The 15,308-nt window shown below is 26.3% G+C and carries 11 protein-coding genes and 1 pseudogene; 6 read left to right on the top strand and 6 right to left on the bottom strand.

Annotated elements, in window-relative coordinates; genetic code table 4:
* Nucleotides 1-139 precede the first annotated feature (139 nt).
* The 6 genes from MALL_RS02050 to MALL_RS02030 all read left to right on the top strand — a co-directional run bounded on the left by MALL_RS02050 (nt 140) and on the right by MALL_RS02030 (nt 4,541).
* Complete coding sequence (locus MALL_RS02050) at nt 140-331, top strand: hypothetical protein (RefSeq protein WP_005683542.1); 192 nt, start codon at nt 140-142, stop codon at nt 329-331.
* Entirely contained in the window at nt 324-1,226 is a 903-nt protein-coding gene (locus tag MALL_RS04275) for a site-specific DNA-methyltransferase (RefSeq protein ID WP_211204447.1), read from the top strand. The genes MALL_RS02050 and MALL_RS04275 overlap by 8 nt, the downstream gene beginning before the upstream one ends.
* 69 nt (nt 1,227-1,295) lie before the next feature.
* Nucleotides 1,296-1,754 carry a DNA methyltransferase gene (locus MALL_RS04270; RefSeq protein WP_005683544.1) on the top strand — a complete coding sequence of 153 codons (459 nt, stop codon included), beginning with the start codon at nt 1,296-1,298 and terminating at the stop codon, nt 1,752-1,754.
* Nucleotides 1,754-3,370: a DEAD/DEAH box helicase family protein gene (locus tag MALL_RS02040; RefSeq protein ID WP_005683545.1), complete on the top strand. Its 1,617-nt coding sequence runs from the start codon at nt 1,754-1,756 to the stop codon at nt 3,368-3,370. Before MALL_RS04270 ends, MALL_RS02040 begins: the two co-directional genes overlap by 1 nt.
* A 6-nt stretch (nt 3,371-3,376) precedes the next feature.
* The gene (locus MALL_RS02035) at nt 3,377-3,979 is read left to right on the top strand and encodes a hypothetical protein (protein WP_005683543.1); all 603 of its coding nucleotides are present in this window, start codon (nt 3,377-3,379) and stop codon (nt 3,977-3,979) included.
* Between the two features lie 334 nt (nt 3,980-4,313).
* A complete protein-coding gene (locus MALL_RS02030) occupies nt 4,314-4,541 on the top strand; it encodes a hypothetical protein (protein ID WP_156785622.1) in 228 nt (75 codons plus the stop codon).
* A 43-nt stretch (nt 4,542-4,584) separates the two neighbouring features.
* On the opposite strand, the gene MALL_RS02025 is transcribed toward MALL_RS02030, so the two are convergent.
* The 6 genes and pseudogenes from MALL_RS02025 to MALL_RS04510 all read right to left on the bottom strand — a co-directional run.
* Nucleotides 4,585-5,910 (bottom strand): ABC transporter ATP-binding protein, encoded by a 1,326-nt coding sequence (locus MALL_RS02025; protein WP_005683546.1) that lies wholly within the window; start codon nt 5,908-5,910, stop codon nt 4,585-4,587.
* Nucleotides 5,903-7,909 carry an ABC transporter ATP-binding protein gene (locus MALL_RS02020; protein ID WP_005683549.1) on the bottom strand — a complete coding sequence of 669 codons (2,007 nt, stop codon included), beginning with the start codon at nt 7,907-7,909 and terminating at the stop codon, nt 5,903-5,905. The genes MALL_RS02025 and MALL_RS02020 overlap by 8 nt, the downstream gene beginning before the upstream one ends.
* A 7-nt stretch (nt 7,910-7,916) precedes the next feature.
* Nucleotides 7,917-8,912, bottom strand: a complete 996-nt coding sequence (locus MALL_RS02015; RefSeq protein WP_005683547.1) for an ABC transporter permease — start codon at nt 8,910-8,912, stop codon at nt 7,917-7,919.
* A 9-nt stretch (nt 8,913-8,921) separates the two neighbouring features.
* Nucleotides 8,922-9,950 (bottom strand): ABC transporter permease, encoded by a 1,029-nt coding sequence (locus tag MALL_RS02010; protein WP_408634341.1) that lies wholly within the window; start codon nt 9,948-9,950, stop codon nt 8,922-8,924.
* Between the two features lie 110 nt (nt 9,951-10,060).
* Nucleotides 10,061-12,877, bottom strand: a complete 2,817-nt coding sequence (locus MALL_RS02005; protein WP_005683539.1) for an ABC transporter substrate-binding protein — start codon at nt 12,875-12,877, stop codon at nt 10,061-10,063.
* Nucleotides 12,878-12,889: 12 nt separating this feature from the next.
* Nucleotides 12,890-15,308 (bottom strand): annotated as a pseudogene (locus MALL_RS04510) (hypothetical protein); the annotation flags it as partial.

Genomic DNA, 15,308 nt, shown 5'->3' with positions numbered 1-15,308 from the left:
TAAATAAGCAAGATTTATATATAATTAAAACTATTAAAATGTATGGAGATATAAAAATGGAATTAAAGAAAAAAATTTAATAATTGAACAAATAAAATCATTTGATGATTACTATTTAAATCAAGACCAAAAAGAAATAATGTTAAAAATAATCGATAAATTCGATGAAAAGGAAGCTCCTTTAATTTATCAATTTTTAAAAAATAAGAAAAAAACAGGATTTAATTTTGACTATAGTCCTGAAATTGCTAAAGGAAGAATTATTACATTATATGAAAATAATGATAATGTAAGAGAGAGAGAGAGAGAGAGAGAGACTTTCTTTACCTAAAAGTATAAATGTAACAAATCGAGTAACTGAAGACGAAAACAAATTAATAATTGGAGATAATTTTAATGCTCTAAAAGCTTTATTAATTACTCATAAACAAAAAATTAATATTATCTATATAGACCCTCCATACAACACAGAAGCCGCAGCTTCTGATGGAAATACTTCTCATAAAGAAGGTAAAGCCAATAAATTTATATATAAAGATAAATTTTCTCGTGATGGTTGATTAACCATGATGAAAGATAGATTAGAATTAGCAAAAGAATTGCTATCAGAAGATGGTGTTATTTTTGTTTCGATTGATGACACTGAACAAGCATATTTAAAAGTTTTAATGGATGATATTTTTGGTGAAGAAAATTTTGTAAGTAATATTATTTGACAAAAGAAAAATGATGGTTCAGGGGATGATAGTAAACATTTAAAAAATTTAGTGGAATATATTTTAATTTATACAAAAAATATTAATCATGTAACATTTAATAAACTATCAAGAGATGTTAATGATGGAACATATAAATTAAAAGATGAATTTTTTGAATCTAGAGGTTTCTATAAGTTAAAACAACTAGATATGTCTTCTCTTACATGGTCTCAAGGATTGGATTTTGAAATAAATTACGAAGGAATTAATTATTATGCAGGTTCTTCATCTAAAAAACAATGAGAAGAAAGAAAAATAAAACATGCAGAAAAAGACTGACAGTGAAGATGATCAAAAGAAAAATTTTTGTGAGGTATTGAAAACAAATATATAGTTATAAAAAATAATAAAATTTATTCTAAACAATATCAGTATGTAGATAATAACAATCAATTAATAGAAAGATTTAGTCCTTTTAGCAATCTAGTTTTAAATAAAGAAATTTCTGAATCTACAGGGACAAGTTAGCAAAAATTAATATTTGAAAATTTAAAAGTATTTGATCATCCAAAGCCAGTTGCACTACTAAAATACTTGTTGAATTTAATTAATAAAAAAAACTCTTTAATACTAGACTTCTTTGGTGGTTCAGGTACTACCGGTCATGCTGTTTTAGAATTAAATAAAGAAGATAATGGAAATAGAAAATTTATTTTAGTAACAAATAATGAAAATAATATAGCAACCTACGTTACTTATGAAAGACTATATAGAGTTATTAATGGAAAAGGATCTAATGATCAAAAAATAGCATGAACAGAAAAAAATGAACCATTTTTAGATACTAAATTAAGGGTTATCGGAATAGATGATCAAAATTCTATTTCTTTAGATGAAAAAGACACATTTAACTACAATATAGTCGAAAAAGAAGCTTTAGATGGATTAAAATTATTAAGCTCATCTTATTTTAATAACAAAGAAAGTATAGATTTATATTATGATTTAGCTGCTCTTAATCCTTTAGTAAAAAACAATAATAATGAGGATAAATAATGCAATTAACATCTAGTCAATTAAGAGTAGTTAATGAATTATTTGAAGCGTTTAAAAACAAAGAAGAAGTATGTTTAAGTGCTGTAACAGGTTCTGGTAAAACCTTTATATCATCAGAATTAATTTCAAGAATTTTTGCTTATAACAATTTAAAAATGATTAAAACAATAATTGTTGTAGGATCAATTTCTAATGCAGATTTGCCTAAACAATTTGCTAATAAATTAATAAGTTATCAAAAATATCATGATTATAAAAATTATTCAATTATGCATGTTGAATCTCCTTCTACATCAAAAAATACAGTAAAAGATTATGTTGCTAATAAACTTGATGGAAACGTGAATAATGTTGTTTATGTATTAGGTACAGCGTCATTTAGAAAAGGTTCTATTTTTGTTGAAAGAAATATATTAGGAAATTTTATTAGAGAAATTCAAAATAATAGAACTCAACTAGTGTACATAAGAGATGAAGCGCATATTCAAGGTAAGCATGAAAGCAAACAAACAGTTGAAGCACTTGATGGGCACATGAGACAACAATCAGATTTTTTAATGGAAATGACAGCCACACCTAAAAAAAATAAAAAGATTGTAACTCTTAGTGCAGAAGATATAAAAAATGATGGAGATAAAAATTTATTAAAATTTCAACCTGTACGTTTAGAATTTGATACAAGTGAATTATCTGAAGAAAAATTTATTGATGAAGCTATTAAACAATTTAAAGAGTCTAAAAAAGAATATGCTCTAAAAATTGATGAAAACATCAATCCTGCAATGTTAATACAAGTTATAAATGATAGTGAAATAGATAAAGAGAAAAAAATATTTTTTGAAAAATCATTAGAGTTATTAGAAAAAAGATTGCAAAGCGCTGGTTTAGTTTATCTTAAGTATTTTGGTGCTAAAAACACTGTAGTTGGCGCTAATCGTCCTAATACTTTAGAATATGCTTCTAAAAACGATTCTGATATTGATGTAATTATTTTTAAAATAGGACCTGCTACTGGTTGAGATATTCCACGTGCTAATACATTATTACAATTAAGAAACGTTAGTTCAAATACATTAAATACTCAAACAGTTGGTAGAATTAAACGTAATCCTTTAAAAAATCTTAAATACAATAGTGTAACTGATAAATATTTTATTTTTTCTAACTTTAAAGAAGATGCTAATGGTGTTGGTATCTATCAATTAAAAGAAGAATATAAAGAGAAAAAATATATAGTAGGTAGAATAAATCGTAATTCAAGTAAAATCATTAAAAGTCAAGTAGAATATTCAAATAAAGTCATTAACTATATAAATTCAATTGAATTCAAAGAAAAAATTTATGAATATGAAACTAACGGATATTACTATGACAAAGAGAAAATAGGTAATTCACAAAAAATAAATTATATAAATAATTACTTTGAATTAAAAATTTACAATCTCAATCGTTACAATGAACATCAAGAAAATTTAATGTTATTTTTATTTAATAAAACATTAGAAGAATTTGCACATAAAAATCAAAAAAATATCGAAAAAATAAAATATGTATTTGTTAATTCAATTCATAAACTACAAGAATTTTTACAAACATCAAATAGATGAGTAGATTAAGATGAAGTGTATGAAATAAACGTTGATAAAAAACTTGTTGATACTTACACTATTGATATTAATAAAATAGAAGATCAAATTAATGTTGAAAAATATAAAGAATATTTATATCAAGAAGTGTATGGTAAACAAAAAAATAAAAATACTATTTATTTGGACTCAAAACGAGAAAAAGCCTTTATGGAACAAATAGTTAAAGATTATTCAAAAGATTCAATATTGGTTGAGTGAACTAAATTGCCAACTATTGGTTCTGAAATATATTTTGAATACTTTAACACCAAAAAAGGCAAATTAACAAAATCTTATCCAGACTTTTTACTTAAAGCAAAACAAAAAGATGGAAAAGTTAAAAGTATTTATGTTGAAGTAAAAGCAGCTGATGATCAAGATATGGATCCAGATAAAACAAATGACATTAAACATGCTTATAAAAAATATTCATCTAAACTACCTGATTCACTTTTATTGGAAGTTTGTTATGTAACTGTTAAATCAAATAATGAATATATTAAAGAATTAATAAAAAATAAAGCTGGTCAAGTAATTTCAATAACCAATAATTCAAAAGATAATTCAAAAAAATGAATTGATGTAATTATTGATTAAAAATAAATTAATAAATAAAAACTTGTTAGGTTTAATCCTACAGGTTTTTTTAATTATCTTATTTAGATATAAATATTCAAAAGAAATTTATTAACATATTAAAAACAAAAAATATATATTTAATAAAATTTTCATATATATTACTCTTTTATAATAAATAATAACGTCATATTATCGTTATTTCATACTTCTAAATTAATATAGATTTTGTGAAAAAAGAATATTTTAATTTAGCGTAAATTTAAAATAAATTTATTTAATGATTATTTTTAAATTTAATTTTACTTTATGCTTACAATATGATTATAAATATATTAAATAAGGAGATTAAAAAATGGCATGTAAAAAAGAATGTTCAATGAGAAAAGAATGTTGTCCAACAGGTTGTTCAAAAGAAAAAGCTTGTGCTTCAGCATCAGGATGCTCAATGAAAAAAGAATGCGCTAGCTCATGCGGTGCTAAAAAAGAATGTTCAATGAACAAAGAATGTTGTCCTACAGCTTGTTCAAAAGAAAAAGCTTGTTCTAAAACAGCAGGTTGCTCAATGAAAAAATGTTGCTAATTAGCAATTGAGTTTAAAAAAATTGGATTGCTCCAATTTTTTATTATCTTTTTCGATGAATATTAGCAAATGTTTGATATTCTTCATCGGTTGCTAAAACAAAATGATCTTTATTTAATTTAATTCATTTTGGTTGATATTCTTGATCATAAGTATGAATTTTAGAATCATATTGATAACCTAATAATGAACCTTTTTTGGATTCTATAGATGGTACTGCATCTAAAAGTGACTTAGTATAAGGATGAAATGCATTTTTAACAATTTCTTTACTTGTACCTATTTCTAATAAAACACCTTTATTTATTACAGCTATACGATCTGAAATATATTCAACCATTCTTAAATCATGGGCTATAAATAGTATAGTTAAATGAAATTTTTCCTTAAGTTCTTTAAATATATTAATAACTTGCGCTTGAATTGAAACGTCAAGTGCAGAAATGGGTTCGTCTGCAATTAGTAATTTTGGTTTTAAAATAATTGAGCGACAAATACCAAGTCTTTGTTGTTGTCCACCAGAAAACTCTAAAGGAAAACGTCCTAAAACTGTTTCATCTAGTCCAACTTGTTTAAGCATGTTAATAATTAACATTTTTTTACATTCTTTTTCAGAGGCATCTTTAACCTTTAGTTTTTCATCATATGATTGATCAAAAAACTTAAGCAATTTAGAATATTTTACATTATTTTCTTGATGCATTTTTTTAGCTTTATTATAAAGTGTTTCAAAAACAAGTTTGTATGAATCCTCAAGACTTTTTTCAGCTTGTCTATAGGCTTTTAACTCATTTTCTACTAATGGATTAGATGGATCAATTTCTAAACTTATTTGATTAGCTTGACTTAAAACTAATTGATCAAAATTAATTTGAAATAAATAAGCAGCATTTTTTGAATTTAGTAATCCTTCAGAAACAACTCATTCAACATTTTTATATGGATTAAGTGAATTAGTTGGATCTTGAAAAATCATTTGCACATGACTAATCATGTATTTTAAAATATCAGATTTTTTTCTTGAAAAACTAAAACCTTTGTTAATGTTTTTTGGTATTACGCGGTCTTTTATTTTTATATAACCAAATGAATGTGGTGTTAAACCAATTATTGCTCGACCAGTAGTAGATTTACCAGAACCACTTTCACCAACTAAACCTAAAACTTCACCTTCATAAATGTTTAAGTTTAAATCTTTAATAGCGCTAAATTGTTTTAATCCTGCACCATAATTAATATCTAAATGTCTTAGCGAAACTAACACATTTTTTTGTGGATATGCATTTAACATTGCATCTGTTCCGGGTTTAATTAAACGACAAACCTTTTTACCTAAAGGAGATTTTTCGCAATAATATTTTTTATTCATGTTTTTCTCCTATATTTTTAATTTTGGCATTATGTTCTTGAGCTTTTCTAAAATAATATTTATATTCACTCTCAGTGACATAAATATCATCATGATAAAGAGTTTTTAATTCCTTTTCATATTTATCCCATAAGTTTTTAATAATTAATGGTGGTTGATAAGTAGGTGCTTTTTTATCTAGCAATGCGCTTTTAACAAAATGCGTTTGACTTATTTGGTAAAAATCAGGTTCTTCTTGAAAATCACGACTTAGGGCATAATCATTTCTTATGGCAAAAGCATCCCCTTTAATATTATTTAAATTTGAAGGCACAGCTCCTCTGATTACTTCTAGTCTTTGATTTGAATTAAAATCTGGCATAGAAACAATTAATCCTCATGTGTAAGGATGTTGAGGATTCATTAAGATTTCTTCTTTTGAACCACTTTCTACAATTTGACCTGCATACATAATATTTATATAATCAGCAATTGAAGCTACGACTCCTAAATCATGTGTTATAAAAATTGTTGCAATTTTAAATGTATCTTGCAATTCGCGAATAATATCTAAAACTAATGCTTGAACTGTTGGATCAAGAGCAGTAGTAGGTTCATCCATAATTAATAATTTTGGTTTAAGTGAAACAATTGCCGCTAGAGCAATTCTTTGAATCATTCCACCACTTAATTCGTGAGGGTATAAATTCATGACTTTTTCAGGATTGAGTATCTTAGTCATTTCTAAGTATTTAATCGCTTCAAGTCTTGCTTCTTTTTTATTTTTAACAATTTTGTTAATCAACATTCCTTCAATAATTTGTTCTCCAACTTTCATAGTTGGATCAAGTATTGACATAGGATTTTGAAATACCGCAGAAACTATTCTTCCTCTTAATCTAGATTTTTCTCATTGTTTCGCGCTAAAGTTTTGGACTTCTAAACCATATAATTTAACGCTTCCACTTTCAATTATTGAATTGCTTCCAGTTAGCCCGTATAATAAAGAAGTAATAACAGATTTACCTGAACCACTTTCACCGATAATAGCATGAATGCAACCTTCATAAGCTTTAAGAGAAGGACCTCTTAAAACAAGATTTTTTTCTGCTGGATTAGCTGGATTAGCAAATGTTAAATAAATATCATCAATTTGTGCAACAACTTTTCTTTGTTTGTTAAAAACAAATTCGCTTGGGGCTTTTTGAATGTAATCATCAAAATTAAAAGTAACTTGTTCTTTTTCTTTGCTAAATAAATTTTTAACTTTTTTAGAAAATTTGGAACTTGATTCTTTAAAAGTGTCAAAAAACGATTTATGTTTTAATCCATTCATTACCATTAAGTCCTTTGGTATAGGCTTATTGTAATATTTAATTGGTTCTGGAAATTTTCTAGTATATCCTGAATCCTCTAATTTAACCAATAAACTTGTATTAGAAAAATTAGAATTTATTGTAGGTAATGAATTTTCAAGAGGGTTTTTGACTAAATCTCTGCTTAAAACTTCTTGTTTTTCAATTACAGGAATATATTGGTATCTTATTACGTTATTTTCTTCTTGTTTTGGTTTTAAGTCTAAGTCACTTTTATGTTGTTTTTTAAGGTTTAAATTTTCTTTATTAGGCTCTATTATAGGATTTAAAGGTGTTTTAAATTCTTCTTTTAAATCAATAAATTTAGGTGCTATAGTTTTTAAAACTTTTTGTTCTTTAGGTTTTATTGTTCTTTTCTTACGAGGTTTTTTTTCTGGAATTATTTGCTCTTCAAATAAATTTAATTTTCTTAAAGGTCGATGAATTTGACTTGTATATAGATCTTTTTGGTAGTTATTACGTTTATTTCTTAAAGAAAAATTGTTTTTATTTTGTGTAATTATGTCTTGTTTTGAATTTTGTCTTTTTGTCCGATTATTTAAATTATTATTGTTGTTTTGTCTTAGTGTTGGAAGTAATAAAGATGTTCTTTTAACATTTTTATTTTTAGTCTTATTAGACTTATTTATAGTACTTTTAGTCATAAAATTTCTATCTTTGTCTTAATAAACTATCTTGAATAGCCGAAGACATTAACTGAATTGATGTTGTAACAATAATTAACATAAATGATGGAACTAAGACATAACGAGGAAATGATGTAAAGATTTTTGAACCATCTGTAATTAAATTTCCAAGTGTAGGAGTATTGGGAATTGATAAACCAATAAAAGCTAATGAAGTTTCTGAAAGAATAACTCCAGGAATATGAAAGACAATTTCAGTTACTAATAAAGGAACAACAACCGGTAAATAATTAAGTAAAACTTTATATGTTGGTGTACCTAAAATTTTTGAGGCTGAAACTCATTCAAAGTTTTTTGCTCTAAGAACTTGTGAACGCATTTGGTTTGCGATTCCAGTTCAACTTGTAAAAGTTAAAGCAAAAACAATAACTCAAAATGTAGGATTTAAAACTATTGTAATAACAATTAAAATAATAATAGAAGGAACATTAGAAATAATTTTAATAATAAAAGTCATTACTTTATCAAATTTAGCAAAATGTCCCATCATAATTCCTATAGCCAAACCTATAATAACTTGAATAATTGTAGCTACTACCGCTAAGGTAATAGAATATCTTAAACCATGTCATAATCTAGCTCATAAATCACGGCCTAATTGATCAGTTCCAAAAATATTATTTTCTGTAAAAAATGTTTTAAAAGGACTTTGAGGGTTTAATTCATAAGGATCTAAGGTAAAAAATGGAATAATAAGTGCACAAATTAAAAGTAGTGCTAAACAAACAAAACCAAATATTCCACCTTTGTTTCTACTATAACGATAGAAAAATTCTTTTCAAGGTTTTTGTTGATCTTTCATATAAGAAGTTTCTCTGAATTCTAAAATATGTCCTATTATTTCTCATTTTTTATAGTTAAGAGGTTGCAAGAATTTATTAGGCGATAAATCATAATCAAAATTAGGATTTTTATATTCTTGACGTTCTTTACGTTTACGCAAATAATTTTTTATTGACATGTTTACCTCCTATTTCTTTCTTCTAACTCTAGGGTCAATTACTTCATATAAAATATCTCTTAATGTATAAGATAAAATTGTTATAAGTGAAAATAATGTAACCATAAATAAAATTATGTTGTAATCTTTTGAAGTAATTGCTTGCAGAAGCAATCCTCCAGAACCTGTAATAAAGAAGATTTGTTCAACAAAAAGTGAACCAATAAAACTTCCAAAAATAACTACAGGGAAAAATGTTGCAATTGGAAAAAGTGATGGCTTAAGAGCATGTTTTCAAACAAATCTTCTCTTGCTTAATCCTTTTAAATAACAAAACTTAGCATGTTGAGAATTTAATTCTCGATTTAACTCTGTACGAATATACTTAATATAAACTATTATTGAACCTAAACTTAAAGCTAGTCCAGGTAAAATATAAGTTAATAAATTTTTATCTTCAAAAATATATGGTAAACCTACTTCTCTTCCTATAAGCAAGAGCAATAAGGCAAAAACTAAAGAAGGTATTGATGATAACATTGAAACAAATACAGTTGCAATATGATCTGGTAATTTATCAGGATTAGATCCTACATAAACTCCTAATGGAATACCTATACTTAATGTTAGAGCAACTGAAAAAATTCCGACATAGAAACTTTTTAAGAATCTAACTCAAATAAAATCATTAAGTTGATAACCAGGAAAAACTGATAATGAAATTCCAAAATCACCATTGATTAAGTTTTTTAAATAAACAAAATATCTTTGAATTAAAGGTAAATCTAATCCGTATTTTGCTTCAATTGCAGCTTTTTGTGCATCATCAAGTCCAGCGCTAATTGCAGTTGAACCAGGAACAGAATTAATTAAGAAAAAGGTTACAGTTATAACTATTCAAGCAACAACAATAAATTCAATAGCCATTCTTAAAGCTCCTAAGAGACCTTTAACTAAAGCCGATTCAGGATTTAATAGCTTTTCATATCACTTACGTTTAAACTTTATATTATTATTAAAATCAACCGGTTTTTCATTAAATTTAGCTTTATCAATTAAAACTAAATTTTCGTCGTTTTCATTGATACTATCAACATAGAAGAAATTATTACTTTGTTCTACAGTATCATTATTTTTATTTAATTTACTATCTTTTTTCATAATTCTCCTTAAAATTGTATTCTTCTTGGTAGTGTTTTAATTGGCGGATTGTCAATATCATAACCATATTGAAGCGAGTAAGTATAAAGTGAACTTATTCCTCCAACTCTTGAAATTTCCCAATATGTATCAACTTCCATTAACGGAATGACTGGTGCACCATCTCTAACTATTTTTTCAAATGCAGAAATTATTGCCACAATACCTTTTTCAGTAAACTTTTGCTCTTTTTCTTTTGTAGTAAATTGTGCTGAAAAGAATGAAGAATAACGTTCGGTATAATCATTAATTGATTCGCTTGGTTTAATAAATGATAGTTCTATTATTTTGTCTCAAATTTCTTTTTGAATTCTAAGACGTTTTCTAGTTTCTTCTTCAAGCGAAATATTGCTTAATTTAATTCCATTTTTGTCTATAGATAAGCCTAATTGTTCAAAATATTTTTGATATGTTCATGAACCAGCTGGATTATTTCTAAAACCAGTTCTTTTTTGTTGTGCAGCACTTATTTGATCAGGCTTTAGAAAAACTCTAACATAAGAATATGTGTCTGTTCCAAACGTATCAAAGTTTTTGTAAATAATGTCAAATTGACCTTTAGTACGTGCATCTTCATAAACGTTTTCAGGTAAACCTTTGATTTCTAATTTAACAAAATCTCCAAAAGTTTTTGTTAAAGCGTCACTTAAACCTATTCCGGCATTTTGTTGCTCATCAGTTGAATTGTGAATGTATTTTAACGTTACTTGTTTTACATTCGGATGTGAATTTTTAAATAATTGCAAATATCTACGAGCAATAGTTGGATTGAAAGTTAAATCTGTGCGATCTACGTTTTCAAAACGATAAGATTTTGCTAAATGGTCTATGTGAGAGTAGTTTTGGATAGGAATTGGATTAGCGCTATCAACTTTAGTTAACATATTATCATGATCAAATCCTAATTCAACTGGATCTCCAAAACTTGATGAACCTTGACCAAAGGCTGTTCAGGTATTTACTGGAAACGATGTGTTTCAACCTACAATATTTAATAAATCATTTCGATTTATGGCAAAATAAATTGCATTTCTTAAGTCATTATCATTTAGGTAACTTTCTGAATTTGTTTCATTATCTAAATTAAAAGCAAAAGCTATTGTTCCAAAACCAGAAGATTTATTCATATTTGGACGATAGTATAAATTAGCTCAGTAACTTAATTGCTGAATTGCAGGAATTCTAGTAGCTGAAATATATCCATCATCATACATAGCAGAATTTATATTTTGGTCTTGACTAAAATATATTTTTATTAAATTTGAAATTGTTCTATCTGATGAATAATAACGTAAGTCTTTTTTAAGTGTTATATATCCTTGAGGACCTAAAACTAAATCGTCAATAACAAATGAACCATTAGTTAAAAATCTTTTTGAATCAAGTCCAAAGTTATTAATTCCACCAATGCTTTCAATAAATTTACGATTTACTGGAATAATAGTATCTGTTAAATCACGATAAGCATTATTTAAAGAAGTAGGTTCAAAAGAATCATATTCTACTCTTAATGCAAAGTCGTTTCTAGGAAAAATTAAACGTGATGCAAAATCTTTTTCGGCAATTTGTAGTCCACTTACATGCGGATTAGTTTCATCTTTATTTAAAAGCGAAAGCTTCATTTCTTCGGAAAGATTTTGGTAATTAGCATCATTTTTGCGATTAGTAATTTCTTGACCTAGTTTTAATTTTAATTCTGAAGCACGATTTAAAAGTGCTTGAATATTTCATACTTGTTTAGGGTCAGAATATGTATATTTTCTAACTAACGTTTTAATTCTTTTAGGAGTATTTTTTAATTCTTCTAAAGAAAATTTAGCTAAATTATATTTAGGATTTGGCATCATTAATTCGCTAACTTCATCATTAAAATTAAAATTAGGTGAATGTGGAATAGCGGCTAAAATTTCTTTATTTGAATAATTAAAATACATTCTACCAGTATAAATTCCTAGTTCTAATGCTGCTTGCTTAATTGCTTCAACCTCATTTGAATCATTAGCACTTTGACTATTTCATAAAGTTGCAAATTTTCCTTTTTTGACTTGTTCATCGTTTAACATAGTAACTTTATATTCTAAATTACCTTCTGAATTGTTTATTAATTCTGGGTAACCAAACGGATTTTGGTAAGCTTTTTGAAACTTTTTAATATAGTTTTGTTGAGCTTCAACCATTTTTGAAACTGCTTTAATTTTCTTTTGTAATAAACTTGTTTGGTGTTGAGAACCAGTGTTAAAATCAATCATATAATGAAATGCATCAACATAATCATCTGCATTAACTTCTTGACCGTTTGATCATTTACTTAATCCATCATTTAACTGCATTGTCATTGATAAAATTTTATTTCCACGTGTTGTAATTGCGGCTATTTGTTGAACTTTACTACGATCAGAACTTATTGAACCAGTTGTAGCACCAAATTGATCAAGTGAGTAAAAACGACTTGATGCTTCTACTAATTGAGTTGGGTGTGTGGCGATAAAATTATCAACCGTATCACTTGTATCATCACCGCCATAAATTCCCATTTGAATTTCAGGTAAACGATAAATTGTTTTTAAGGGTTCATTAGGCCCTGATTTTAAAGGCGCTTCAACTAAAGAAGGGAGAATTTTATTAACAGATTGGTATTTTATATAGTTTAATGAATTTAGTGGAGCCATAGCTAAACCAAAATCATAATCTTGTTGTTTTTTATCTTGTTGACAAGAACTAATTACAGCAACAGGTGCTAAAAAAGCAACTGGAAGTAATAGTTTAAATATTTTTTTACTTTTCATTATTTCTCCTTTCTAAAATATGTTGAATTGATCCTGAACTCTTAAGATCAATTTTCCATTTTCATTTCTAACTGATGTTGGTGCTTGAGAATATGTTTTTCCATTTTCTGAAACTGATTCAGTTTTCCCTAAATAAATTTCTGTAGCAAATGTTCCGTTTTGGTCTTGTGCAAAGTAGATTTCGTATTCATTTCCTGGTAATAATAATGCATTAGCATATTTAGAAACTATTGCATAATTTGATGCATAAGAAACAAAACCAGTACCACTTGTTTTATTTCCTTGAGAATCAGTTCATGTATATTTTTCGTCTTTTAAGTAATGTCTTACGTTTTTATTTGTAGCTGATTCTTTTTCATTGTTTACTTTTTGTTCTTTATAATAGAACATATTGTTGCTATTTTCCTTGTTTATAGGTAAAGTAACAACTTTTCCAGTTTTAGTATCTTTAAAAGCTAAAAAGTTTGCTTTATTTGCTAAATGTGCTGGTATATAGCCATAAAAGGCAACAGCATCTTTGTCTCTATCTCTTCATATACCACTTAATGAACGTAACCCAACACCTTGCGATTGAATGTAATATTGTCAATATGCTTCAGGTCTATTATTAACTTTTTTACCTTCTAAGTTTTTAATTCTAATAGATTCATCAATAACTGGTTTTCCATAATCATCATAAAGACTAAATCCTAAAATTTCACGGTATCATCTATCTTTAAATCAACCATTATTTATAGTTTGAACTTTTCCAAAATATGAACTATTAAATGTTTGTGTGTCAGTAAAATCTTGAGCATCACTTAATGTTGAATTTTCAAATTTTAAACCTAAGTTACGAGCAATATTTTTCCGTTCATTATTCAAGGTGCTTGTATATAAATTAACAGTACCTTTTAATGAGTTATAAGGATTTCTATGATCATCAAAACTTATTACTAAGTCTTTTCATTTTTTAGTTTTTTCTGCATCAACTACGTATTCTAACCCTGTTGTAGCTTCAGTAATATTACTAATGTATGAAGGCATATTACCAAATTCTGCATTTGATGGTGAGTAAGTAATTTGCAAGTTATCACGGTTTATTACCTCTGCAAAACTATAAGTATAATCAGTAAAGAATTCATTAAATTTTCTTTCATTTTTAGCATCAAAGTATCCAAGAGCATCAGCAGAAGGAACTATTTTTTTGAAATTACCATTAATAAAAGTAGTAATAAGTGGAATTAATGAAGTACGATTATTTAACATTGCTGCTAACATTTGATCAGTTTGAACTGTTATTTGATTGTTAAATACTAAATAATCAAATAATGTTAAATTAGCTTCAATTGCATTATTGTCTTTAGCATATTTTTCAATAACATTTAATAAATGTTTAATTCCAACTTCATATTTAGAAGCATCTGGTTCAAAAATAGTAAAGTTAGGTGTCTTATATTTATTTAGTCCTAAATCTTTATCAAAAATTCAAGCTAAATTAGAATTTGTTTTAATATCACTTAAGCTAAATGATTTACTAAATGCATTTAATTTAGAGTTCATAAAACGTCAAATTATTTCGTTAGCTAATTCTTGTAAATTATCATTTTTAACTAAATTGTTTAAATGATCTTTTTTACTTTGACTAAGTGCGCTAGGTTTTGTTAAAGCTTGTTTTAAAGCTCGAGCAAAACGATCAATATTGAATTTACTTTGAACATAATCAATATTTCAATTTATTTTCTTATTTTTCTTATCTATAGTTACTTTAGAAAAATCTAAACTCACAAAATCAAATCATTTTTGTATGTCATTAAAAATAATTTCTGAGCCATATAATTTATCTTTTTCTTTATAAAAGTAACTTGAAAATAAACTTTTATCTACACTATTATCTAAAACTGATTCGTTTATTTTCATATAAGAAGCATTGGCATAATCTAATAATGTTTCATCACGATTTGTAATTGTTTTAACTAATTTATTCTCTTTATCATTAACTAATCATAGCGATGTGTTTTGATTATTTCCAATTAATTTTTTACCATACATATGTAAAGGAGATAAAGGTTTTTTAATTCCTAATTCTTCTAAATATTGTGGTAAATCATCAGCTACTAAACTCTTTTCAAAAGCAATATCTAAATTAACATTAGCCATATATCTTGTTTTTTCATCAATGTATGCTTCCATTCCAGAAGCAGTTGGAAATCTAAATCCATTATTTCCGCCTAAATAAGTAGCCATAACTAAACCAGCTCCAAATTCAGAACCAAAATTGGTTGATAATCTTTTTAAAGTTCTATCAGATAAATTAGCAAAAAATGAATCATGATCAATTCGACTTGATAAATCAGCACCTGTAGGTTGCCCATTTACATAATATCTTAAAGGTGATTTTTGATATTCAGGTGAACTTGAACCTGAACCTATGCTACGTCCCCGAACATAT

Origin of the sequence: Mycoplasmopsis alligatoris A21JP2 (assembly GCF_000178375.1) — a bacterium.
GTDB classification, from domain to species: Bacteria; Bacillota_I; Bacilli_A; order Mycoplasmatales; family Metamycoplasmataceae; genus Mycoplasmopsis; species Mycoplasmopsis alligatoris.
This window is presented reverse-complemented; position numbering and strand designations above follow the sequence as displayed.